Source organism: Sedimentitalea sediminis (assembly GCF_042687825.1).
Classification (GTDB): domain Bacteria; phylum Pseudomonadota; class Alphaproteobacteria; order Rhodobacterales; family Rhodobacteraceae; genus Sedimentitalea.
Window position 1 is genome coordinate 175670 of the sequence record NZ_JBHUQE010000002.1, and the last position, 22844, is coordinate 198513.

The window sequence follows — 22844 nt, forward strand, 5'->3', positions numbered from 1 at the left end:
CCGGGGGCGGCAGGCATCACGGGCGCGGCACGTTTTCGGGCCGGTAAAACCGCCAGCGGCGCATGCGTTCATGCACCGACTCGTCGATCTCGTCGGTTTCCGGGATGACCCGCGGCTCGGACAGCGGCAGATACCACAGCCAGCCCGGGCGACCCCGCCGCCATTGCCGGCGTTTGGTGGTCTTTGGGAAAAACTCCAGCGGTGCCCAGGCCAGCGACATGGAATTATGCGTCGGCGCCATCGCGTCAGGTTTCGAGAACAATTGTCCGTCCGGCGTACGCCGTTTCTGATCGCGACCTTCCAGAAAACCACGGCGATAGCGCGACTTGATCTGGATGCCGTGGACCGGTTTGATCCGGCGCATGCCGTCCGGCAGCGGAGTGGCCGCATTGTCCTCTTTCAGCGCCTGTGTCTCGCAGCGCCGCAATTCGTCCAGCATCCACAGCAGGGTGATCTTTCCGATACCGCTGAAATTCTCGCGCGGAGTGCCGCCGATGTCGGAATGATACCCGGGAAACCAGCGTTGCCGGACGAACTGGGTGCGTTTCTCATGCGCCTGCCGAAAGCGGTTGCCGAAATAGTCCGTGCGCACCCAGGGCAGGGCGCGGAACATGCTGCGGCGTTCATCCACCGCCATCGCATGCAGCACGATGCGCACCGATGCGTTGCGCATGACATTGGCATGGGTGCTCAACTCCATCGGGCTGCGGTATTTCACAAAGCTGGACAGCGGGTTTCGGAACCGCACCATCGAGGCCACCGTGTCAAACAGCCCGAGACAGCGGATCGGTACCCGGCCATTGGGGCGCAGCGCGCTTTCATATTGCCGCAGCGCCTTGAACACCACGGCATTGGGCGCGCCGCGATCCTGTTCGGTGACAATGCGATAGGCGCGGAACGCTTCGGTGATCATGTGCAGGCGGGACGGCGGCACCAGGCCGAAATTGTGGATGAACCCGGCCAGGATGCGTGCCGCATAGGCGCCGCGCGAAAAGCCGAAGATATAGATCTGGTCGTCCTCGGCCAGGATTCGGGTGCCGGCAGATGCCGGGGCGCGGATGCCCAGATTGCGGGCGGTGTCGCGCATCGCCGCCCGGTTGCGGGCCTCGGCACCGCGTTTGTCCGCCGCGCTCTGATAGGTGCGGCAGAGAAACCGATAGGCGTCGAGAACATCGTCCTCAAGTCCCATGCCAAAGGCCAGCCCGGCCAGCGCCTTGGTCTTGCGCACCAGGGTCGAGCCGAACAGGCGCGGGCCGTCCATCGTGCCCACACCCGGCACGTAGTGGGCAATCTGCGTGTCGGACTGCACCAGACCCTTATAGAGTTTCAGAATGTTGCTTTCATTGTCACCGACCCGGTTGCCGGTGCCGTCGATGCAGATGATGATTTTCCGGGCGCGCATGATCCGCCTTTGCAATGCCTGTCTCGATACAATCAACGCAACGAGCATGGCAGTAATGACGGGTTTGGCAAGCCCGCGATACCCGGCCCGCGGGTCTGCGGCATGTCGCCTGACTCCCGAGCCGGTGTCCCGGGATGGGCGACGAACCGTTCCGGCGGTGCCGCGCCCGGATCATCCGCGCCGGCGTCGGCGTCGTCCTCCGGGCTGCGCCTCGCCGCCATTCTGGTTGAAATTCACGTTCGGCAGGGTGACGATGCTGTTCAGGATCGGAAAGGGCTCGACCGAGTTCGGGATGTTCGAGGCATTGACGAAATGCTCCTGAAAGCGCGGCTCTATGGCGGTTTCGACCTTGTGGATCGCCCGCACCGTCTGTTCGATCTCGGCCCGGGCCTCTTGGTTCAGCAGGGCGATCCGCGCGCCGGTGCCCGCGGCATTGCCCGCCGAGGTGACCTTGTCCAGCGGTGCATCCGGGATCATGCCCAGCACCATCGCATGTTTCGGGCTGATATGGGCGCCAAAGGCGCCGGCCAGCACGATCCGGTCGACCTTGTCCACGCCGAACTTGTCCATCAGCAGCCGGGCGCCGGAGTACAGTGCGGCCTTGGCCATCTGGATCTCGCGGATGTCGCGGTTGGTGACGGTGATGCGCGGCCCGCCGGTGGCGCTGCCGTCCCAGACCAGGTAGGAATAGGTGCGCCCATCGAGGATGCAGCGCTCGCTGCCGGTCTGTTCCGGCGAGCCGATCAGGCCGGGACCGTCCAGCAGCCCGGCCAGGCGCATCTCGGCCACCATCTCGATGATGCCCGAGCCGCAGATTCCGGTGATGCCGGTGGCGGCGATTGCGTCGGCGAACCCGTCTTCGTCCGACCATAGGTCGCTGCCGATCACACGAAAGCGCGGCTCCTTGCTGTGCGGGTCGATCTGGACCCGTTCGATGGCGCCGGGCGCGGCGCGCTGGCCGGAACTGATCTGCGCCCCCTCAAAGGCCGGGCCGGTGGGCGAGGAACAGGCCAGCACCTTTTCGCGATTGCCCAGCAGGATTTCGGCATTGGTGCCGACATCGACGACCAGCACCAGATCGTCGGATTTGTCCGGCGCTTCGGACAGCGCCACCGCAGCGGCATCCGCCCCGACATGGCCGGCGATGCAGGGCAGCAGGTAGATGCGGGCGCTGGGATGCAGCGCCAGATCCATTTCCGCCGCCGTCAGATTCAGCGCATCCGAGGTCGCCAGCGCAAAGGGCGCCTGGCCCAGTTCGAATGGGTCGATGCCCAGGAACAGGTGGTGCATTACAGGGTTGCAGACAAACACCGCGTCCATGATGTCTGTGGTGGCGATCTGCGCCTCTTGCGCGATCTGTTCGAACAGGGCGTTCATCCCGGCGCGCACGGCGGCAGTCATTTCCGCGGCACCGCCTGTGTTCATCATCGCATAGCTGACCCGGCTCATCAGGTCTTCGCCAAAGCGGATCTGCGGGTTCATGATGCCGGACGAGGCGACCACCTCTCCCGATTGCAGATCGCACAGATGCGCGGCGATGGTGGTCGAGCCCAGATCGACCGCCAGACCATAGATCGGGGCTTCGTTGAAGCCGGGCCAGACATGCAGAATGCGCGGCCGGTAGGCGTCACAGCCCAGATGCACGGCACAGGTAACTTTCCATCCGCCCTTGCGCAGCACCGGCTGCAGGCTCTGCAGGATTGGCAGGTCGATCTGCAGATCGCTCAGCTGCCATTGCTCGGCCAGCGCGGCGCGCAGCCGCTCCAGATCGCCCGAGGGGTCATGCATGTCCGGCTCGGCAACTTCGACATAGAACAGCTTGACCGACGGGTTCATGATGATCTCGCGCGCCTCGGCACGTTTGCGCACCACCTGTTTGTGCACCTGGCTTTCCGGTGGCACGTCGATCACCACGTCGCCCAGGACCTGCGCCTGACAGCCCAGCCGCCGCCCATCGATCAGGCCGCGCTTGGCCTTGTAACGCTCTTCGACCGTGTTCCACTCCGAAAGAGCGTCGACGGCCACGGTGACCCCGTGTTTGGGAAATTCGCCGTAGCTGGGCGTGATCTGGCACTTGCTGCAGATGCCGCGCCCGCCACAGACCGAATCCAGATCGACCCCCAGCTGGCGCGCAGCGGTCAGGATCGGGGTGCCGACGGGAAACCGCCCGCGCTTGCCGGACGGGGTAAAAACCACGAGTGGATCGTTTTGCATAACCGAATGACCGCCTTGTCTGTCGCGCTTGCCGCAGGATAGTCCGGGCTGTGTAAAGCGAAAGGCGGACAGCGGCAATTTCTGATCCGCCCGCGTCATTTCCCAGCCAGAGTCGGCTTCAGGCCTTTATGGCCGCAATCCGGCACCAGCACCGCAATATCGTGTGAAGCCCCTTTCCCATGCTTGACAAGCATGCGATAGGGTGGCCGCCAAACGGGCTTTTGCATGGGGAAATACAATGCAGATTCGCGAGGCACTTACCTTTGATGACGTCCTGCTGGTTCCGGGGGCCAGCAATGTGCTGCCCTCGACGGCAAACACGGCCACGCGGGTCACGCGCAGCATTTCGATGAACATTCCGCTGTTGTCCAGCGCCATGGACACGGTGACCGAGGCGCGCATGGCCATCGCCATGGCCCAGGCCGGCGGCATCGGCGTCGTGCACCGCAATCTGACCATCGAGGAACAGGCCGAAGAGGTGCGGCGCGTCAAGCGGTTCGAAAGCGGTATCGTCTACAACCCGATCACCCTGCGCCCGGACCAGACCCTGGCCGATGCCAAGGCCCTGCAGGAACGCTATCGCGTCACCGGTTTTCCGGTGGTGGACGAAACCGACCGGGTGGTCGGCATCGTCACCAACCGCGACATGCGTTTTGCATCGGACGACCGCACGCCGGTGCGGGTGATGATGAGCTCGGACAATCTGGCGATTCTGCAGGAACCCGCCGACCGCGACGAGGCGATCAGCCTGATGAAATCACGGCGCATCGAAAAGCTGCTGGTCATTGACGCCGGCGGCAAGCTGACCGGGCTGCTGACGCTGAAGGACACGGAACAGGCGGTGCTGAACCCGACGGCCTGCAAGGATGCCCTGGGCCGATTGCGGGTGGCGGCGGCCAGCACTGTGGGCGATGCCGGATACGAGCGGGCGCAGGCCCTGGTCGATGCGGGGGCCGACATGATCGTGATCGACACGGCCCACGGCCATTCCGAAGGCGTGGCCATCGCCGTTGAACGGGCCAAGAAACTTTCGAACGAGGTGCAGATCGTCGCCGGCAACGTGGCCACCGCCGAGGCAACGCGCGCCCTGATCGGCGCCGGGGCCGACGCGATCAAGGTCGGCATCGGGCCGGGCAGCATCTGCACGACGCGCATGGTCGCCGGGGTCGGCGTGCCGCAACTGACCGCGATCATGGATTGCGCCGGCGGCGCCGGTGACGTCCCGGTGATTGCCGATGGTGGTATCAAGTTCTCGGGCGATTTCGCCAAGGCGATCGCCGCCGGGGCCTCGTGCGCCATGGTCGGCAGCATGATCGCCGGCACCGATGAATCCCCCGGCGAGGTCATTCTCTATCAGGGCCGCAGCTTCAAGAGCTATCGCGGCATGGGCAGTCTGGGCGCGATGGCCCGCGGCTCGGCGGATCGCTATTTCCAGAAGGATGCCGCCAGCGACAAGCTGGTGCCCGAAGGGATCGAGGGTCAGGTCCCCTACAAGGGCAGTGCGGGCGCGGTCATTCACCAGCTGGTCGGCGGCCTGCGCGCGGCGATGGGCTATACCGGCTGCGCCACGATCGAAGAGATGCGCCGAAACTGCCAGTTTGTCCGGATCACCGGTGCCGGTCTCAAGGAAAGCCATGTGCATGACGTGCAGATCACGCGGGAATCTCCGAACTATCGCGCCCATATGTGACCGCCTGCGGTTCAAGGTGGCCCGGCATCGTTCCAAAGCCGGGGCGGCCCTTTGACCCCGGCGGCGCGGGTGCAGGCCGCCATCGAGGTGTTGGACCGTATCCTGGCCGGCACCGCCGCAGAGCAGGCGCTGACCGGCTGGGCCAGACGCAGCCGGTTCGCCGGATCGCGTGATCGCGCGGCCATCCGGGACCATGTATTTGGTGTCTTGCGCTGCAAACGCACCTGCGCCGCCCTTGGCGGTGCCGAGACCGGGCGCGGGCTGATGCTGGGCTGGCTGCGCCAGTCGGATACCGATCCGGATACGGTCTTTGGCGCCGGTCCTTACGCGCCCGATCCGCTGACCGATCAGGAATGTGCCGCCGGGGCGCCACCATTGCCAGGCGCCGAGGCGATGGACCTGCCGGACTGGCTGTGGCCGCGGTTTCGGGCCGCGCTGGGGGAAAACGCCGCCGCTGCGGCAACGGCGCTGAAATTCCGCGCGGCGGTACATCTGCGGGTCAATCTGGGCAAGGCCACCATCGGCGCCGCGCAAAAGGTGCTGCTGCAAGACGGTATTCAGACCCAGCCGCATCCGGCGGCCGACACCGCCCTGTTGGTGACCGAGGGCGCCCGACGGGTGCGTCAGAGCGCAGCCTATCTGTCGGGGCTGGTCGAGTTGCAGGATGCCGCCAGCCAGGCGGTCGTGCAGACGCTGCCCCTGCGCGACGGCATGCGGGTGCTGGACTATTGCGCAGGGGGTGGCGGCAAGACTCTGGCGCTGGCGGCGCGGGCACGGGTGCGGCTGTTTGCCCATGATGCGGCCCCGCAACGGATGCGTGACCTTGCCGGACGGGCCCGGCGCGCCGGCGTCCAGGTGACGCAGCTGCAGACATCGCAATTGGCAGCGCAGGGACCGTTCGATCTGGTGCTGTGCGATGCGCCCTGTTCCGGCAGCGGGGCCTGGCGCCGGTCTCCGGCGGGGAAATGGGCGCTGACCCAAGCCGGGTTGCGCGACCTCTGTGCCCTGCAGGCGCGGATTCTGTCGCAGGCGGCCCCGCTGGTCGCGCCCGGGGGGGTGCTGGCCTATGCCACCTGTTCTTTTCTGGTCGAGGAAAATGCCGACCAGATCAGCGGCTTTCTGGCGCAATACCCAGGCTGGCGAGTTGACGCCCAACAGTCCTGGTCCGTTCAGGACGGCGCGGACGGCTTTTTCGCGGCACACTTGACGCGAGACGGTTAGTTTTCGTAAACAACTTTAAGGAGAATATTCGGCTGTTAAGCAGGGTTTAACCACTGTGACGCGACATTGGCGACAGCGAATCCACCTTTGGGAGCCGTGAAGTGATCAGCCGCGCAACGTCCTTTTTGCCTCATCTACCGATCTCGCAGCCCGATTGGCTGCGGTACGCGGTGGCTCTGGGGCTGGCGGTGGTGCTGGCGTTGTCCGGCTGGCTGTTCGCGCCGCCCGGCCTTGTCTCCTATGGTTTGATCGCCGCGGGGCTGACACTGGCCCTGGTGGCTGGTGTGCTCGCCATACGGGGTCATATAGGTCAGGGCGCGCAAGGAACGGCAGTCGCCAAGCTGGCGCAATTCATCGAAAAGGACGCCTCGCCCAGTTTCGTGACCGACGAAGAGGGCGAGATTCTGACCAGCAATACCGCTGCCGGACTCCGGTTTTCCGACAGCAAGAGCGACACGCTGGCGGGTACGCTGCGCATGCTCTTTGCCAATCCGTCAGCCGTCCTGTATCGGATGAAATGCCGGGCTCGGCTGGATGGATCCGCCCGCGAGGATCTGGTGACACGGCGTGGCCATGTGCGGCTGGCGGTGCATCTGATCGACGAGGATTCGTTCTTGTGGCGCGTCGAGGACATGCCGGAACGCGCGCATTCCGGGCGCAACGCGGAGTCCTTGCCGGTACCGATGATCACCACAGGGCGTTCGGGGGCGGTGCTGTTCATGAATGACGCCGCCCGTGCCCTGGTGGGCGAACGGGTCAAGGCGCTGGATCGGCTGTTCGTGTCCCTGCCGGTGCAGCCGGGCGTGGTCAACACGCTCAGCACAAAGACCGGTCCGGTGGATGTCATGGTCGCCGAGAACAACAGTTTTTCCGGGCGTCGCGAATTGTTCTTTCTGCCCGCCGAACCCAACGGCAACAGCGCGCAGGGGCCGGGTTTTGAAGCCCTGCCGGTGCCGATGATCAAGGTCGCATCGGACGGGCGCATTCTGACGTCCAACAAGTTGGCGAGCCGATTGCTGGGGGTCGAGGGGACGGACGGGATGTCGCTCGGTCAGGTGATGGAGGGGCTGGGCAGGCCGATTTCCGACTGGCTACAGGAGACCGTCTCCGGAAAATCGCCCAAGAACTCCGAATTTCTGCGTCTCACCCGCAAGGACAAGGAAGTCTTTGTGCAGGTCACCCTCAGTCCGGTGACCGAAAAGGGTGAACAACAGCTTATCGCTGTCTTGAATGACGCGACCGAATTGAAGACGCTGGAGGCGCAGTTCGTCCAAAGCCAGAAAATGCAGGCGATCGGCCAGCTGGCCGGGGGGGTCGCTCATGACTTCAACAATCTGCTGACGGCCATTTCCGGCCATTGCGACTTGCTGCTGTTGCGGCACGACCAGGGCGATCAGGATTATGGCGATCTGGTGCAAATCAACCAGAACGCGAACCGCGCCGCGGCGCTGGTCAGCCAGCTGTTGGCGTTTTCGCGCAAACAGACCCTGCGTCCCGAAGTGCTGGACCTGCGTGACACCCTGTCGGATCTGACGCATCTGCTGAACCGGCTGGTCGGGGAAAAGGTGACTCTGACGCTCAGTCATGATCCGGTGCTGAAATCGATCCGTGCGGACAAGAGACAGCTGGAACAGGTGCTGATGAATCTGGTGGTCAATGCGCGCGATGCCATGCCCTCGGGTGGCGAGATCCGTATCGAGACCGAGGTCAACAGCCTGGCCACCCCGTTGACCCGAGATCGTGCAACCGTTCCGGCCGGCGACTATGTCAGCGTCAAGGTCAGCGACGAAGGCGTCGGCATTCCGCCGGACAAGCTGCAGAAAGTGTTCGAACCCTTCTATACGACCAAGCGCACCGGCGAGGGTACAGGGCTGGGCCTGTCCACAGCCTATGGCATCGTCAAGCAGACCGGCGGCTATATCTTTGTCGACAGCGTGCCCGGCAGCGGGACGGTATTCACCCTGTTCTTTCCGGTGCACGAAGGCACCGCCGAGGTTGCGCCAAAGGCCAGCGCACCGGTTCAGTCTGCCCCCCCCAAACATGGCGAGGGTGTCGTCTTGCTGGTCGAGGACGAGGCACCGGTGCGGGCCTTTGCATCACGGGCGTTGCGGCTGCGGGGATATACGGTTCTCGAGGCCGAGTCGGCCGAGGATGCGCTGCGCACTTTGGAGGATCCCGGCCTGACCGTGGACGTCTTCGTAACCGATGTGATCATGCCTGGTATGGACGGCCCCAGCTGGGTCCGCGAAGCCCTGAAACAGCGGCCGGATGTACGCGTGGTCTTTGTGTCGGGCTATGCCGAGGGTGCCTTTGGCGATTCCCAGCCTGCGGTACCCAATTCGGTGTTTCTGCCCAAACCCTTTTCCCTGAACCAGCTGACCGACACGGTGCATCAGCAACTGCATTGACCTGACAACAGACCGTGTTCCTGATGACATCCGACCGGTGCCCGGTAACGACCCATGCGGAACCGCTTAGGGAATGCTGTCGTACAGCGCGAATTCATGCGCACATTTCCGACGCAACCTGCGTTCGACTCGGGCAGACAGCGACAGATCCATGGTCGGCGAGACATTCTCGCGTTGCAGATCAAGCTCGATGCCCAGCCGGTCTTGCAGAAAACCGTCCAGCCGCTCCGGGGCTTCATAGCGAAAAAGATGGGTGATTGCGGTGCCGTTGGGCCGGGGCTCGAGAAACTTTCCCTGGCTGCCGACATTGGCAAAGCCCGGCGTGTTGCCGCGCAGATAGGCCAGAACGAATTCGTCGAAACTGACGTCATGGGTGGCATTGGGCTTGCCCTGCATGAACGGACGCCGGCGAAAGCGGTACCAGCTGCCCAGCCAGCTGATGGGATCGCGCATCACGGCCAGGGTTTCCATTTCGGTCTCGCAGACCCTGGCGAACATTGGCCGGAAAAAGCGGTTATAGCGATAGAGCGGCGCATGTTTGAGTTCCGGCGGATCGCGCACAACGATGTCGGCCCGCCCGGACAGCGCACTCTGATAGGCCGTGGTGCCGGTCTTTGGTACCGCCAGAAAGACCAGTCGTTCCTTAAAGAAAACAAGCATTTACCGTGATTTGCCCCGGGTTGTCTGCTGCACAATGGCCGTAAACTACTCTTTAACCCCTTTGGGAAACAGTGGGGAAAGGGAAAATTCTAATTGAAATGTTCTCTTTTTGATCCTATCAGGAACAAGAGGTGAACAAAGCAGCGATTGCCGCCCGCATGCGGGTGTGACAATAAGAAAGGCGAACGGGATTATGGCGGATCTTTTGACCATGGGCAGCAAGAAAAACGCAGACAAGCAAAAGGCACTGGACAGCGCGCTGGCCCAGATCGAACGCCAGTTCGGCAAGGGCTCGATCATGAAGCTGGGCGCCGAGGGTGCCATCCAGGAGATCGAAGCCAGTTCTACCGGGTCGCTGGGGCTGGATATCGCGCTGGGGATCGGCGGCTTGCCCATGGGTCGGATCATCGAGATTTACGGCCCGGAAAGCTCGGGCAAGACCACGCTGACGCTGCATTGCGTGGCCGAACAGCAGAAAAAGGGCGGTGTCTGTGCCTTTGTCGATGCCGAACATGCGCTGGATCCGCAATATGCCCGCAAGCTGGGCGTGGATATCGACGAGTTGCTGATCAGCCAGCCTGACACCGGCGAGCAGGCATTGGAAATCACAGACACGCTGGTGCGCTCTGGTGCGGTAAACATGGTCGTGGTGGACTCGGTGGCCGCCCTGACCCCGAAATCCGAGCTTGAAGGCGACATGGGCGACAGCAGCGTTGGCGTCCAGGCGCGGCTGATGAGCCAGGCGATGCGCAAGCTGACCGGCTCGATCTCGCGCAGCAATTGCATGGTGATCTTCATCAACCAGATCCGCATGAAGATCGGCGTCATGTTCGGCAGCCCGGAAACCACCACCGGCGGCAATGCGTTGAAATTCTATTCGTCGGTGCGGCTGGACATCCGCAGAATCGGCGCCATCAAGGATCGCGACGAGGTGGTCGGCAATGCCACGCGCGTCAAGATCGTCAAGAACAAGGTCGCACCGCCCTTCAAGCAGGTCGAGTTCGACATCATGTATGGCGAGGGCATCTCGAAGATGGGCGAATTGCTGGATCTCGGGGTCAAGGCCGGCGTGGTCGAGAAATCCGGCGCCTGGATGAGCTATGGCGACGAGCGCATCGGGCAGGGGCGTGAGAATGCCAAGCAGTTCCTGCGCAACAATCCCCGTATCGCCTATGAGATCGAAGACAAGATTCGTGCCGCCCATGGGCTGGAATTCGACATGCCGGAACCCAAGGGCCCGGCCGAGGACGACATTCTGGAGGCCTGATCCGCCGCCCCGCACAAGCCGGGCAAACCAAAACCGGGCGCAGCCATCGGCCACGCCCTTTTTCGTGCCCTGCGCCGTGGCCGGACCTGTGGACAGTGCGCTGCCTTGCGGCTATTTGAAAGGCCAGATCTCAACCGCCGGAAAGCCCGAAAATGCCCACGCTGAACGACATCCGATCCACCTTTTTGAGCTATTTCGCCAAGCAGGGGCACGAGGTCGTGGACAGCAGCCCGCTGGTGCCGCGCAACGATCCGACCCTGATGTTCGCCAACTCGGGCATGGTGCAGTTCAAGAACCTGTTCACCGGGCTGGAACACCGCGACTACAAACGCGCCACGACAGCGCAGAAATGCGTGCGCGCCGGCGGCAAGCATAACGATCTGGACAATGTCGGCTATACCGCGCGTCACCACACGTTTTTCGAGATGCTGGGGAATTTCAGCTTTGGCGACTATTTCAAATCCGAGGCGATCCCCTTTGCCTGGGAGTTGATCACCAAGGAACTGGATATTCCCAAGGACCGGCTGCTGGTCACGGTCTATCACACCGATGACGAGGCCGCCGATATCTGGAAAAAGACGGCGGGCCTGAGCGATGACCGGATCATCCGCATCCCGACCAACGACAATTTCTGGATGATGGGCCCCACGGGACCTTGTGGTCCCTGTACCGAAATCTTCTTCGATCATGGCGAGCAGCATTGGGGCGGACCGCCGGGCAGCCCCGAAGAGGACGGTGACCGCTTTGTTGAGATCTGGAACCTTGTGTTCATGCAGTATGAGCAATTCGAGGATGGCAGCCGCAAGGAACTGGCGGCGCAGTCGATCGACACCGGCATGGGCATCGAGCGCGTCGCCGCACTGTTGCAGGGCACCAACGACAACTATGCCACCGATCTGATGCGCAGCCTGATCGAGGCAAGCGCCGATGCCAGCAACACCGATCCGGACGGCCCGGGCAAGACGCATCACCGGGTCATCGCCGACCATCTGCGCTCGACCTCGTTCCTGATGGCCGATGGGGTCATGCCGTCCAATGACGGGCGCGGTTATGTGCTGCGCCGGATCATGCGGCGGGCCATGCGGCATGCGCATCTGCTGGGGGTGCAGGACCCATTGATGCACCGTCTGGTGCCGGCGCTGGTGCAAAAGATGGGCGCGGCCTATCCCGAACTGGGCCGGGCACAGGCGCTGATCGAGGAAACCCTGAAGCTGGAGGAAACCCGGTTCAAGCAGACGCTGGATCGCGGGCTCAAGCTGTTGGACGAGGAGGTGGCCGGGCTGCCCGAGGGCAGCGCGCTGCCGGGTCGTGCGGCGTTCAAGCTGTATGACACCTATGGCTTTCCGCTGGATCTGACGCAGGATGCGCTGCGCGAACAGGGCCGCACGGTGGATACGGACGGGTTTGCCGAGGCGATGGCCGAGCAAAAAGCCAAGGCCCGCGCGGCCTGGTCGGGCAGCGGCGAGGCCGCCGATGCCACCGTCTGGTTCGATGTGGCCGATGCCCATGGCACCACGGATTTCCTGGGCTATGACACCGAAACCGCCGAGGGCCAGATCGTGGCGCTGGTGCAGGACGGGGCCGAGGTCAAGGCGGCCGGGCAGGGACAAGAGGTGCAGATTGCCCTGAACCAGAGCCCGTTCTATGCCGAAAGCGGTGGTCAGGTCGGTGACACCGGCGTGATCCGCACCGATTCCGGGATCGCCAAGGTGCGCGACACCCGCAAGACCGCCGGGGTGTTCGTGCATATCGCCACGGTGACCGAGGGCCGGATCGCCACCGGCGAGGCGGCGATGCTCGAGGTCGATCACGACCGCCGCACGTCGATCCGCGCCAACCATTCGGCGACCCACTTGCTGCATGAGGCCCTGCGCCGGGCGCTGGGGGATCACGTGGCACAGCGCGGCTCGCTGAATGCCGAAGACCGGTTGCGGTTCGATTTCAGCCATACCAAGGCGCTGGAACCCGCGGAACTGGCGCGGGTCGAGGACGAGGTCAACGCCTATATCCGTCAGAACGCGCCGGTGGAAACCCGGATCATGACGCCCGACGATGCCCGCGCCATCGGGGCGCAGGCCCTGTTCGGTGAGAAGTACGGCGACGAGGTGCGGGTGGTCTCGATGGGGCTGGATCCGCAATCGGGCAAGGGTGGCAACGGCGCGACCTATTCGCTGGAACTGTGCGGCGGCACCCATGTGCGCCAGACCGGCGATATCGGGGTGTTCGTGACCCTGGCGGAATCCGCCTCCAGTGCCGGGGTGCGCCGGATCGAGGCGCTGACCGGGGCCGAGGCCTTTCGCCACCTGAGCGGTCAGAGCCAGCGATTGTCCGACGTTGCAAGCACGCTCAAGGCCCAGCCGGCCGATGTGCCCGAGCGGGTGCGCGCGCTGCTGGACGAGCGCAAGGCGCTGAGCAACGAGGTTGCGCAATTGCGCCGCGAACTGGCGATGTCCGGCGGCGGACAGGCGACGCCCGAGGCGCGCCAGATCAATGGCGTGGCGCTGGTGGCGCAGGTGCTCAGCGGCGTGACGGGCAAGGATCTGCCCGCGCTGATCGACGAGCACAAGGCGCGGATCGGCAGCGGTGCTGTGCTGCTGATTGCCGATGCCGGTGGCAAGGCCGCCGTGGCGGCCGGGGTTACCGAGGATCTGACGGGGCGGGTGTCGGCGGTCGATCTGGTCAAGGCGGCGGTGGTCGAACTGGGCGGCAAGGGCGGTGGCGGCCGCCCCGACATGGCCCAGGGCGGCGGTCGAGATGCGGCCAATGCCGAGGCGGCGATCAAGGCAGCAGAGGCCGTCCTGAAGTCCTGAGGGGAACGTATATGAGCGCCTATTTTATCGTGGGGATCACGGTCACCGATCCGGAAGACTACAAGAATTACGCCAGCCAGACGATGGCATCGGTGGAAAGCGCCGGTGGCCGCTTTCTGGCCAAGGGCGGTTCGCAGCAGATCCTGGAAGGCAGCGGACCCGAGCGCCATGTGATTATCGAGTTTCCGACGCGTGAAATGGCGATGGACTGGTATAATTCCGCCGAATACAGGGCGCTCATGCCCATCGCCCTGCGGGCCAGCCAGCGCGATTTCGTTTTGGTCGAAGGGATATGAAGGAGAACAGCATGTCCGCACTCTGGATAGCACATGTCACCGTGACGGATGCCGAGGCCTATGGTAAATATGCCGAACTGGCGGGACCGGCCATCGCCAAGCATGGCGGCGAATTCATTGCCCGCGGCGGGCGGTTCGTTCAGCTTGAGGGCAAGGAACGACCGCGCAATGTCGTGGCACGGTTTCCTTCGGTGGACGCGGCGGTGGCCTGTTACAACTCGCCGGAATACCAGGCGGCGCTGGACCATGCGCGCGGCGCATCCGAGCGCGAATTGATGGTGGTCGAAACCAGCGAGTGATCGCGCCGGTACGCAGGCCCAGTCATTCCAGATCGGTCTGGATCACCTCGGGGCTGCAGTGAATATCGATCCCCTCGTACCGTTCCGGTCCGATTACCTCGAATTTGTGCGGCATGCCGGCGGGCGCGCGCAGTACGTCCCCGGCCACGGCGTCTCGGACCTGATCGCCCAGGGTGAACCGGGCCCGGCCCGCGTGGCAGATGAAAATCTCGTCATAGGGGTGGGTGTGCAGAACAGGCCCGGCGCCCGGCGTGGCGCTGGAGAAGAACAGGATCGACACCGGCCCATTCAAATCCTGACCGGTGATGCGCCCGTGCCAGCGCCCGGGCTTTGTCGCCCAGTCGTGCTGGCTCAGATGCGTCACGGTTCCGCTCATCCGTCGGCCCTTGCCGGTCAGCTGGCCGCCCTGGCGGCGCGCTTGCGTTCATGCGGGTCCAGGTGCCGCTTGCGCAGGCGGATCGCGTTGGGCGTCACCTCGACCAGCTCGTCATCGTCGATATAGGCGATGGCCTCTTCCAATGACAGGGTGATGGGCGTGGTCAGGCGCACCGCTTCGTCCGTGCCGCTGGCGCGCACATTGGTCAGCTTCTTGCCTTTCAGCGGGTTCACTTCCAGATCGTTCTCGCGGCTGTGCTCGCCGATGATCATGCCCTGATAGACATCGGCCTGGGCGCCGATGAACATGCGGCCACGCTCTTCGAGGTTCCATAGCGCATAGGCCACCGACTGGCCCTTTTCCATCGAGATCAGCACCCCGGCGCGCCGGCCCGGGATCGGACCCTTGTGCGGTGCCCAGCCGTGAAAGACGCGGTTCAGCACGCCGGTGCCCCTTGTGTCGGTCAGAAACTCGCCGTGATAGCCGATCAGCCCGCGGCTGGGCACATGGGCGATGATCCGGGTCTTGCCGGCACCGGCGGGTTTCATTTCGACCAGTTCGCCCTTGCGCACACCGGTTATCTTTTCGATCACCGCACCGGAATATTCGTCATCCACATCGATGGTGGCTTCTTCGATGGGTTCCATGCGCTGACCATCCACATCGCGAAACAGAACCTGCGGGCGCGAGATCGACAATTCGAACCCCTCGCGGCGCATGTTCTCGATCAGCACCCCCATCTGCAATTCGCCGCGCCCGGCGACCTCGAAGGCTTCACCCCCAGGTGTGTCGCTGATCTTGATGGCAACATTGCTTTCGGCCTCTTTCATCAGCCGGTCGCGGATCACCCGCGACTGCACCTTTTTGCCGTCGCGCCCGGCCAGCGGGCTGTCATTGATGCCAAAGGTGACAGTGATGGTGGGCGGGTCGATCGGCTGGGCCGGCAGGGCGTCGTCGACGGCGGGCGCGACGATGCTGTCGGCCACGGTGGCTTTGGACATGCCGGCCAGGCTGACGATATCGCCGGCCTCGGCAACGTCGATCGCCTGTTGCGACAGACCGCGAAAGGCCAGGATCTTGGTGCAGCGGAAGTTTTCGATCAGCGCGCCGTCGCGGCTGAGCGCCTTGACGGTTTCGCCGGCCTTGAGCGTGCCGCTTTCCACCCGCCCGGTCAGGATGCGGCCGATGAACGGGTCGCTGCCCAGGGTCGTGGCCAGCATGCGAAATGGTTCGTCCATATGCGCAATCTGCGACGGGGCGGGGACGTGATCGACAATCAGGTCGAACAGCGCCGTCAGATCCTTGCGCGGCCCGTCCAGTTCCATGTCGGCCCACCCCGAGCGGCCCGAGGCATACATCGCCGGAAAGTCCAGCTGATCGTCATCGGCGCCCAGATTGGCAAAGAGATCGAAACATTCGTCCAGCGCCCGGTCCGGCTCGGCGTCGGGCTTGTCGACCTTGTTCAGCACCACGATGGGCCGCAGCCCCAGCGCCAGCGCCTTGGAGGTGACGAACTTGGTTTGCGGCATCGGCCCTTCGGCGGCATCCACCAGCAGCACGACGCCATCGACCATGCTGAGGATCCGCTCGACCTCGCCGCCGAAATCGGCGTGGCCGGGGGTATCGACGATGTTGATCCGGGTGCCTTTCCACTCCACCGAGGTCGCCTTGGCCAGGATGGTGATGCCGCGTTCGCGTTCCAGATCGTTGCTGTCCATGGCCCGTTCGGTGGTGGCCTGGTTTTCGCGATAGGTGCCGGACTGTTTCAGCAATTCGTCCACCAGCGTCGTCTTGCCGTGGTCCACGTGTGCGATGATTGCGATATTGCGCAGGTCCATGAGATCAGCCTTTGTACGGGAGTTGCCGCGCGCATACCGTGCCGCGCTGCAGAATGCCAGTGAAAAGACGCGCCAGGCGGGCGCTTCAGTGTCCGGCCGTCTCGGAAAACAGGTGAATGATCAGGATCCCGGAAATGATCAGCGCCAGGCCCAGACCGGCGGCCAGGTCCAGTTTCTGGCCAAACACGGTAAACCCGATGGCGGCGATCAGGACGATGCCCAGACCCGACCAGATGGCATAGGCCACGCCGACAGGCATGAATTTCAGCGCCATACCCAACATGTAAAACGCCACCCCATAGGCCAGAACCACCAGGCAGGTTGGCCAGAGCCGCGTAAACTGGTGACTGGCCTGCAGCGCCGTCGTGCCGACGGTTTCCGCGACGATGGCGACGACGAGATAGACATAGTGTACGGGCATCGGAACTCCTGTCGCTGACGGCGCGGTGTGTCGGTTCAGTAGATCACCAGTTCCAGCAGCAGGGCAAGCGCGGGCGCGCCATGGGCTGCGGGGATTGCAACCAATTTGCGGCATTTCCGGCCTGCCGAGCGATCCCTGCCAGAACCGGGGAAACGGGTCATTAGAACTTTGCGGTTAGGACGTTCCTGAACAGTACAGGGCAGAATGCGATGAGATTGAAGAAAAAGGGCAACCCGATCACACTGGAATCTGCAGGGTACGGCCCGGGGGGCGGGGACCCGGATGTGACGGTTCTGACGAATGGCAACATGGTCGTCGTCTGGTCGGAACGGCTGTCCCAGCCCACGGATATGTTCTCGGATACGGATGGGGCGGTCTTCGCCCGGGTGCTTGGCCGCGACGGCTATCCGGTCAGCGACATCATCCAGGTCAATGAATCCGAGACCTTCCTGCAGGATCGCCCCGAAGTCGTTGCGCTGTCCAACGGCGGGTTTGCCGTCGGCTGGACCAACACCTCGAAATTTGGTGACAGCGCAACGGACACGGACACCTTTCTGCGGTCCTTTGATGCCAGGGGCGTGGCGACCCCTGATTTCATGATCGATGTTGTCCAGGACACGCCAGGCGGATTCAGCGAAACTGCAACCGACCGGCAGGTTCTGCATGAACTGGTTGCGCTGGACGGCAACCGGTTCGCTGCCATACTCGAAAACGACAGTGCTTATGTCTACACGACGACGGGCAAGGTCTCGGCGAACCTGTCGAATCTTTCAGACGACATGGTGCAACTGACCAACGGCAATATCTTGCGGGCGGTTCAGTATGCGGGCGCAAACGGCAAGATCAGGTTGACGCTCACAGATGACCGCTTTGGCGGCCCGGAGGACATTGCCGGCGTTCACGGTCCGCTCCGCTTTTACGTCAACGGCAACATAAATGCGGCGCAGGGCGAGAACAATCTGGAACTGGCCAGCCTGGCGGATGGCGGGTTCGCCCTGGCTTTTACGCAAGGCAGCGTTCAGCCGCGGACAGACAGCTCGATCATCCGGCTGGAGTTCTTCTCGGGCGAGGCTGTGCGCCTGGCCACGGCCGACCCGATCAGCCGCAGTTACAGTTTCGACAGCGCCAAGGGGCAGTTTGACATGATCTCGCTGTCCGGCGGTGGGGTGGCGCTGGCCATGGTCGACAAGAACGCCACGGACAATACCAGCGATATCGAAATCCTGCTGTTTGACAAGGACGGCAAGAAACAGGGCGACTCGATCCAGGTCGGCAACATCGCCACCGGACATCAGACGTCACCCGCGCTGGCCGAACTGCCCGACGGAACCATCGCGCTGACCTATTCGGACAGCAGCGCGGCATACGGAAATCCGTTGCAGATGGCGTTCTTCACGGTCAGCGCGCCCCGGGAAAAGCTGGTGGGGACCGCCGGCAACGACGACCTGGGCGGTCTGTCCGGCAAGGATCGCATTCTGGGACTGGGCGGTGATGACACGATCGTCGGTCGCGGCGGGCATGATGTGCTGCTGGGCGGCGGCGGGGCCGATACGCTGCGCGGCGGGCTGGGCAGCGACACGTTGCGCGGCGATGCGGGCAACGACAAGCTTTATGGCGGGCGCGGCAATGACGGCCTGGGCGGCGGCACCGGCAACGATATCCTGTATGGCGAAAGCGGCCGCGATATCCTGGGCGGTCACCAGGGCAACGACATTCTGAAGGGCGGCTGGGGCAACGATATCCTGCGCGGCGGCCAGAACAGCGATAGGCTGACAGGCGGTCCTGGCGAGGACGTTTTCGTCTTTGTGAACGGCCACACCGGAAAGGATGTGATCACCGATTTCAACGCGGCCGAAGACGCGATCCGGATCGATCTGCGTGGGGCCAAGGCAAGTGACCTGTCTGTCAGCAAAGCGTCAGGGGATACCCGGATCACGCTGGATGATATCGACATCACGTTGAACGACGTCTTGCTGACGGAAAGCGATATAGAGTTTCAGTTCATCTGAAACGGCGCCAAAAGACCCGGTCGGCGGCGCCATTGGCGGACCCGCGCCGGGGGCGGGTTCCGGAGCCCGCGACAGATAACAGGTCGTCTCAAAGAAAGGGCGCGGCAGAACCCTCTGCGGCGCCCCCTGTCAATGTTGAACTGTGTCTGGCCCCGGGCGTCAGCCGGCCAGTGCCTTGTTCAGGTTCTCGTCCACCTTTTCCAGAAAGCCCATGGTGGTCAGCCACTTTTGGTCCGGGCCGACCAGCAGGGCCAGATCCTTGGTCATGAACCCGCTTTCCACGGTGTCCACGACGACCTTTTCCAGCGTGGTGGCGAAGTTCATCAGCGCGTCATTCCCATCCAGCTTGGCGCGATGTTTGAGACCGCCGGTCCAGGCATAGATCGACGCGACCGAGTTGGTACTGGTCGCCTCGCCCTTCTGGTGCTGGCGATAGTGACGGGTGACGGTGCCATGCGCGGCCTCGGCCTCGACGGTCTGCCCGTCCGGGGTCATCAGCACCGAGGTCATCAGCCCGAGACTGCCAAAACCCTGGGCCACGGTGTCGGATTGCACATCGCCATCATAGTTCTTGCAGGCCCAGACATAGCCACCGTTCCATTTCATCGCGCAGGCCACCATGTCGTCGATCAGGCGGTGCTCGTAATGGATGCCGGCCTTCTTAAACCGATCCTCGAACTCTTCCTCGTAAACCTGTTGAAACAGTTCAAGAAAGCGGCCGTCATATTGTTTGAGAATCGTGTTCTTGGTCGACAGGAAGACCGGCCAGCCCAGGTTGAGGCCGTAATTCATCGAGGCGCGGGCAAAGTCGATGATCGACTGATCCAGATTGTACATCGCCATGGTGACGCCAGCGCTGGGGGCGTCAAAAACTTCGTGCTCGATCTCGGTGCCGTCCTCGCCGACAAATTTGATCGTCACCTTGCCTTTGCCGGGAAACTTGAAATCGGTGGCGCGGTACTGGTCGCCAAACGCGTGCCGCCCGACAACGATGGGCCGGGTCCAGCCCGGCACCAGACGCGGCACGTTCTTGCAGATGATCGGCTGACGAAAGATCACCCCGCCCAGGATGTTGCGGATGGTGCCGTTGGGGCTGCGCCACATCTTTTTCAGGCCGAATTCCTCGACCCGCGCTTCGTCGGGCGTGATGGTCGCGCATTTCACGCCGACGCCGTATTTCTGGATCGCATGCGCTGAATCCACGGTGATCTGATCGTCGGTCTCGTCGCGGGCCTGAATACCCAGGTCATAGTATTTCAGATCGATGTCCAGATAGGGCAGGATCAGTTTCTTCTTGATGAAATCCCAGATGATCCGGGTCATTTCATCGCCGTCCAGTTCGACGACGGGGTTGTCCACCTTGATCTTGGTCATGAGGTCTCCTTGGGAACACGCCACCTACCGCAGCACGCGGCGCGGGTCTGCGCAAGGGCAAAGCGGTGCACGAGGCATGGGAAATCGCGTGGCTGCGCCGGGGCGCCCCGGTCCGCAGAGCGATCCGGGGCGGGCTGTATCATTTCCGGTGTCAGCCGATGATGGCGTTCAGCGTGGCGCTGGGACGCATCACCGCCGCCAACTTGGCCGGGTCGGGCTTGTAATAGCCGCCGATATCGGCCGGGCTGCCCTGCGCCGCGGCCAGTTCCGCGATGATCGCGGCTTCGGCCTCGGCCAGGGACTTGGCCACCGGCGCGAACCGGGCGGCCAGATCGGCGTCTTCGGTCTGCGCCGCCAGGGCATCGGCCCAGTAGCGCGCGAACCAGTAGTGGCTGTCGCGGTTGTCCGGCTGACCGACCTTGCGGCCCGGGCTGCGGTCATCGTCCAGGATGCCCTGCGTTGCCGCGTCCACCGCCCGGCCCAGCACGCCGGCCTTTGGGTTGCCTTTGACATCGGCCAGGAATGAGAAACTCTCGCCCAGGGCGCAGAATTCGCCCAGGCTGTCCCAACGCAGGTGGTTCTCTTCCAGCAGCTGCTGCACATGCTTGGGCGCCGAGCCGCCGGCGCCGGTTTCAAACATGCCGCCGCCCTGCATCAGCTTGACGATCGACAACATCTTGGCCGAAGTGCCCAGTTCCAGGATCGGGAACAGATCGGTCAGATAGTCGCGCAGCACGTTGCCGGTGATGGCGATCGAATCCTCGCCCTTGCGGATGGTTTCCAGCGACAGGCGCGTGGCTTCGCGCGGCGCCATGATCTGGAACTTGTCGGCCACGCCGGCGGCCTGCAGGATCGGCTGAACCTTGGAGATCAGCTGAGCGTCATGGGCGCGGTTTTCATCCAGCCAGAAAATCGCCTGGGCGCCGGTGGCTGCCTGGCGGTCGATGGCCAGCTTAACCCAGTCTTCGATCGGGGCCTTTTTGGCCGTGGACGAGCGCCAGATGTCGCCGGTCTCGACGGTGTGCTCGTGCAGCACGTCGCCATTGGCGGCAATCATCCGCACGGTACCGTTGGCGGGGATTTCAAAGGTCGTCGGGTGCGAGCCGTATTCCTCGGCCTTTTGCGCCATCAGGCCAACGTTCTGCACGGTGCCCGCGCTGGTCACGTCCAGCGCGCCGGTTTCCTTGAAATACTTGATCGTCTCGTCATAGACCGATGCATAGCAGTTGTCGGGGATCACGCATTTCGTGTCGGCCTCTTTGCCATCCGGGCCCCATCCCTTGCCGCCGGCCTTGATCACGGCGGGCATCGAAGCGTCGATGATCACGTCCGAGGGCACGTGCAGGTTGCTGATGCCCTTGTCTGAATTCACCATGTACATCGGTGGGCGGGCTGCCAGAGCGGCCTTGAGATCGGCTTCCAGTTCGGCGTTGCCGGCGATGCGGGACTCGATGTCGCCGATGCCCGAATTCGGGTTCACGCCCAGCGTTTCGAGCGCGGCGCCGTGCTTGGCAAAGAAGTCCTCGAGAAAGACCGACACGGCATGGCCAAAGATGATCGGGTCAGACACCTTCATCATCGTTGCCTTCATGTGCAGCGAGAACAGCACGCCCGGTTCCATGCTGGCGATTTCGTCCCGCAGGAAGCTGCGCAGCGCGGCGGCGGACATAAAGGTGGCATCGACCACGGTGCCCTCGTCCAGCGCGACGCCGTCCTTCAGCACGGTTTCGCCGCCATCGGCGGCGGTCAGCACGATCTTGGCCGGCCCAGCCTGGGCCGCCGTCACGGTCGTCGACGTCTCGTTGGCGTAAAAGTCGTTGCCGGGCATCGACGCGACGTGGGTTTTGCTGTCGCTGGTCCAGGCCCCCATGCGATGCGGGTTGGCCATGGCATAGTTCTTGACCGCACGGGCGGCGCGGCGGTCCGAGTTGCCTTCGCGCAGGACCGGGTTCACGGCCGACCCCTTGATGGCGTCATAGCGGGCGCGAATCTCGCGTTCTTCGTCGCTGCCGGGTTCCTCGGGATAGTCGGGCAGGGCGTAGCCCTGGGCCTGCAACTCGGCGACGGCGGCGGTCAGCTGCGGCACCGAGGCCGAGATGTTGGGCAGCTTGATCACGTTGGCCTGGGGTGTCTTGACCCATTCACCCAGCGCGGCCAGATCGTCGGATTGTCGTTGTTCTTCCGTGAGATGCTCGGGAAAGCTGGCGATGATGCGACCGGCCAGCGAAATGTCGCGCGTGTCGACCGAGATGCCTGCGGCGTCTGCGAAAAAGCGGACAATTGGCAGCAGCGAGGCGCTGGCCAGTTCCGGCGCTTCGTCGACGGTGGTATAGACGATATCGGTATTGGAGAGGTTTGCCATAGGTTCTGCCTTTCGCGCCTTGGGTCAAATTTCAGGCGCTGTATAGCCGATCCGCACAGGGTCCGAAAGTCCTGTATGCCGTTGTATACCGATTTGTCGCAGCGGGATCGCCAAACCGCTCGGAGCACCGATAGCCGTAGCGCGACACTTATTCTTTCAAACTTTGACAGAGATATTTGCAGCAAGCCGTTTTTTGG

16 protein-coding genes are annotated in these 22844 nt (G+C 63.5%); 8 read left to right on the plus strand and 8 right to left on the minus strand.

Annotated features, from left to right (window positions below):
- Positions 1–16: 16 nt before the first annotated feature.
- Both ACFMPD_RS02575 and ACFMPD_RS02580 read right to left on the minus strand, forming a co-directional pair.
- On the minus strand, positions 17–1402 hold the full coding sequence (locus ACFMPD_RS02575) for a T6SS phospholipase effector Tle1-like catalytic domain-containing protein (RefSeq protein ID WP_380991485.1): 1386 nt from the start codon (positions 1400–1402) through the stop codon (positions 17–19).
- A gap of 171 nt (positions 1403–1573) precedes the next feature.
- Complete coding sequence (locus ACFMPD_RS02580; RefSeq protein ID WP_380991487.1) at positions 1574–3616, minus strand: ASKHA domain-containing protein; 2043 nt, start codon at positions 3614–3616, stop codon at positions 1574–1576.
- A gap of 238 nt (positions 3617–3854) precedes the next feature.
- On the opposite strand from ACFMPD_RS02580, the gene guaB reads away from it, so the two are divergent.
- The 3 genes from guaB (at position 3855) to ACFMPD_RS02595 (ending at position 8935) form a co-directional block, all read left to right on the plus strand.
- Positions 3855–5306, plus strand: a complete 1452-nt coding sequence (guaB, locus tag ACFMPD_RS02585; protein ID WP_380991489.1) for an IMP dehydrogenase — start codon at positions 3855–3857, stop codon at positions 5304–5306.
- A gap of 51 nt (positions 5307–5357) precedes the next feature.
- A complete protein-coding gene (locus ACFMPD_RS02590; protein ID WP_380991491.1) occupies positions 5358–6527 on the plus strand; it encodes an RsmB/NOP family class I SAM-dependent RNA methyltransferase in 1170 nt (389 codons plus the stop codon).
- Between the two features lie 101 nt (positions 6528–6628).
- Positions 6629–8935 carry an ATP-binding protein gene (locus ACFMPD_RS02595; RefSeq protein ID WP_380991493.1) on the plus strand — a complete coding sequence of 769 codons (2307 nt, stop codon included), beginning with the start codon at positions 6629–6631 and terminating at the stop codon, positions 8933–8935.
- Between the two features lie 66 nt (positions 8936–9001).
- Here the strand turns inward: ACFMPD_RS02595 and ACFMPD_RS02600 are convergent, their stop codons facing one another.
- A complete protein-coding gene (locus tag ACFMPD_RS02600; RefSeq protein ID WP_380991495.1) occupies positions 9002–9595 on the minus strand; it encodes a gamma-glutamyl kinase in 594 nt (197 codons plus the stop codon).
- 193 nt (positions 9596–9788) lie between these two features.
- Between ACFMPD_RS02600 and recA the strand changes: the two genes are divergently transcribed.
- From recA to ACFMPD_RS02620, 4 genes are all read left to right on the plus strand, one after another.
- A complete protein-coding gene (gene recA / locus ACFMPD_RS02605; RefSeq protein WP_380991500.1) occupies positions 9789–10862 on the plus strand; it encodes a recombinase RecA in 1074 nt (357 codons plus the stop codon).
- Positions 10863–11014: 152 nt separating this feature from the next.
- Positions 11015–13672, plus strand: a complete 2658-nt coding sequence (gene alaS, locus ACFMPD_RS02610; protein ID WP_380991502.1) for an alanine--tRNA ligase — start codon at positions 11015–11017, stop codon at positions 13670–13672.
- Between the two features lie 11 nt (positions 13673–13683).
- Positions 13684–13968: a DUF1330 domain-containing protein gene (locus ACFMPD_RS02615; RefSeq protein ID WP_380991504.1), complete on the plus strand. Its 285-nt coding sequence runs from the start codon at positions 13684–13686 to the stop codon at positions 13966–13968.
- An 11-nt stretch (positions 13969–13979) separates the two neighbouring features.
- Positions 13980–14267 carry a DUF1330 domain-containing protein gene (locus tag ACFMPD_RS02620; protein WP_380991506.1) on the plus strand — a complete coding sequence of 96 codons (288 nt, stop codon included), beginning with the start codon at positions 13980–13982 and terminating at the stop codon, positions 14265–14267.
- A 22-nt stretch (positions 14268–14289) separates the two neighbouring features.
- On the opposite strand, the gene ACFMPD_RS02625 is transcribed toward ACFMPD_RS02620, so the two are convergent.
- The 3 genes from ACFMPD_RS02625 to ACFMPD_RS02635 form a co-directional block, all read right to left on the minus strand.
- The gene (locus tag ACFMPD_RS02625; RefSeq protein ID WP_380991508.1) at positions 14290–14643 is read right to left on the minus strand and encodes a cupin domain-containing protein; all 354 of its coding nucleotides are present in this window, start codon (positions 14641–14643) and stop codon (positions 14290–14292) included.
- A gap of 17 nt (positions 14644–14660) precedes the next feature.
- Entirely contained in the window at positions 14661–16481 is a 1821-nt protein-coding gene (gene typA, locus ACFMPD_RS02630) for a translational GTPase TypA (protein ID WP_380991510.1), read from the minus strand.
- A gap of 85 nt (positions 16482–16566) precedes the next feature.
- Complete coding sequence (locus tag ACFMPD_RS02635) at positions 16567–16902, minus strand: DMT family transporter (RefSeq protein WP_380991512.1); 336 nt, start codon at positions 16900–16902, stop codon at positions 16567–16569.
- 209 nt (positions 16903–17111) lie between these two features.
- Here ACFMPD_RS02635 and ACFMPD_RS02640 point away from each other — a divergent pair, with 209 nt between their 5' ends.
- The gene (locus ACFMPD_RS02640; RefSeq protein WP_380991514.1) at positions 17112–18911 is read left to right on the plus strand and encodes a calcium-binding protein; all 1800 of its coding nucleotides are present in this window, start codon (positions 17112–17114) and stop codon (positions 18909–18911) included.
- A 159-nt stretch (positions 18912–19070) separates the two neighbouring features.
- Here the strand turns inward: ACFMPD_RS02640 and ACFMPD_RS02645 are convergent, their stop codons facing one another.
- Together ACFMPD_RS02645 and ACFMPD_RS02650 are read right to left on the minus strand one after the other, a co-directional pair.
- Positions 19071–20285 carry an NADP-dependent isocitrate dehydrogenase gene (locus ACFMPD_RS02645; protein WP_380991516.1) on the minus strand — a complete coding sequence of 405 codons (1215 nt, stop codon included), beginning with the start codon at positions 20283–20285 and terminating at the stop codon, positions 19071–19073.
- A gap of 151 nt (positions 20286–20436) precedes the next feature.
- On the minus strand, positions 20437–22647 hold the full coding sequence (locus tag ACFMPD_RS02650; protein ID WP_380991518.1) for an NADP-dependent isocitrate dehydrogenase: 2211 nt from the start codon (positions 22645–22647) through the stop codon (positions 20437–20439).
- Positions 22648–22844: the final 197 nt, after the last annotated feature.

Bases quoted from the DNA above. Each gene is read 5' to 3' on its own strand.
- ACFMPD_RS02600 (WP_380991495.1), bottom strand. From the start codon at position 9,595: ATGCTTGTTTTCTTTAAGGAACGACTGGTCTTTCTGGCGGTACCAAAG.
- ACFMPD_RS02615 (WP_380991504.1), top strand. From the start codon at position 13,684: ATGAGCGCCTATTTTATCGTGGGGATCACGGTCACCGATCCGGAAGAC.
- ACFMPD_RS02645 (WP_380991516.1), bottom strand. From the start codon at position 20,285: ATGACCAAGATCAAGGTGGACAACCCCGTCGTCGAACTGGACGGCGAT.
- guaB (WP_380991489.1), top strand. From the start codon at position 3,855: ATGCAGATTCGCGAGGCACTTACCTTTGATGACGTCCTGCTGGTTCCG.
- ACFMPD_RS02625 (WP_380991508.1), bottom strand. From the start codon at position 14,643: ATGAGCGGAACCGTGACGCATCTGAGCCAGCACGACTGGGCGACAAAG.
- typA (WP_380991510.1), bottom strand. From the start codon at position 16,481: ATGGACCTGCGCAATATCGCAATCATCGCACACGTGGACCACGGCAAG.
- ACFMPD_RS02620 (WP_380991506.1), top strand. From the start codon at position 13,980: ATGTCCGCACTCTGGATAGCACATGTCACCGTGACGGATGCCGAGGCC.
- recA (WP_380991500.1), top strand. From the start codon at position 9,789: ATGGCGGATCTTTTGACCATGGGCAGCAAGAAAAACGCAGACAAGCAA.
- ACFMPD_RS02575 (WP_380991485.1), bottom strand. From the start codon at position 1,402: ATGCGCGCCCGGAAAATCATCATCTGCATCGACGGCACCGGCAACCGG.
- alaS (WP_380991502.1), top strand. From the start codon at position 11,015: ATGCCCACGCTGAACGACATCCGATCCACCTTTTTGAGCTATTTCGCC.
- ACFMPD_RS02635 (WP_380991512.1), bottom strand. From the start codon at position 16,902: ATGCCCGTACACTATGTCTATCTCGTCGTCGCCATCGTCGCGGAAACC.
- ACFMPD_RS02640 (WP_380991514.1), top strand. From the start codon at position 17,112: ATGAGATTGAAGAAAAAGGGCAACCCGATCACACTGGAATCTGCAGGG.
- ACFMPD_RS02650 (WP_380991518.1), bottom strand. From the start codon at position 22,647: ATGGCAAACCTCTCCAATACCGATATCGTCTATACCACCGTCGACGAA.
- ACFMPD_RS02580 (WP_380991487.1), bottom strand. From the start codon at position 3,616: ATGCAAAACGATCCACTCGTGGTTTTTACCCCGTCCGGCAAGCGCGGG.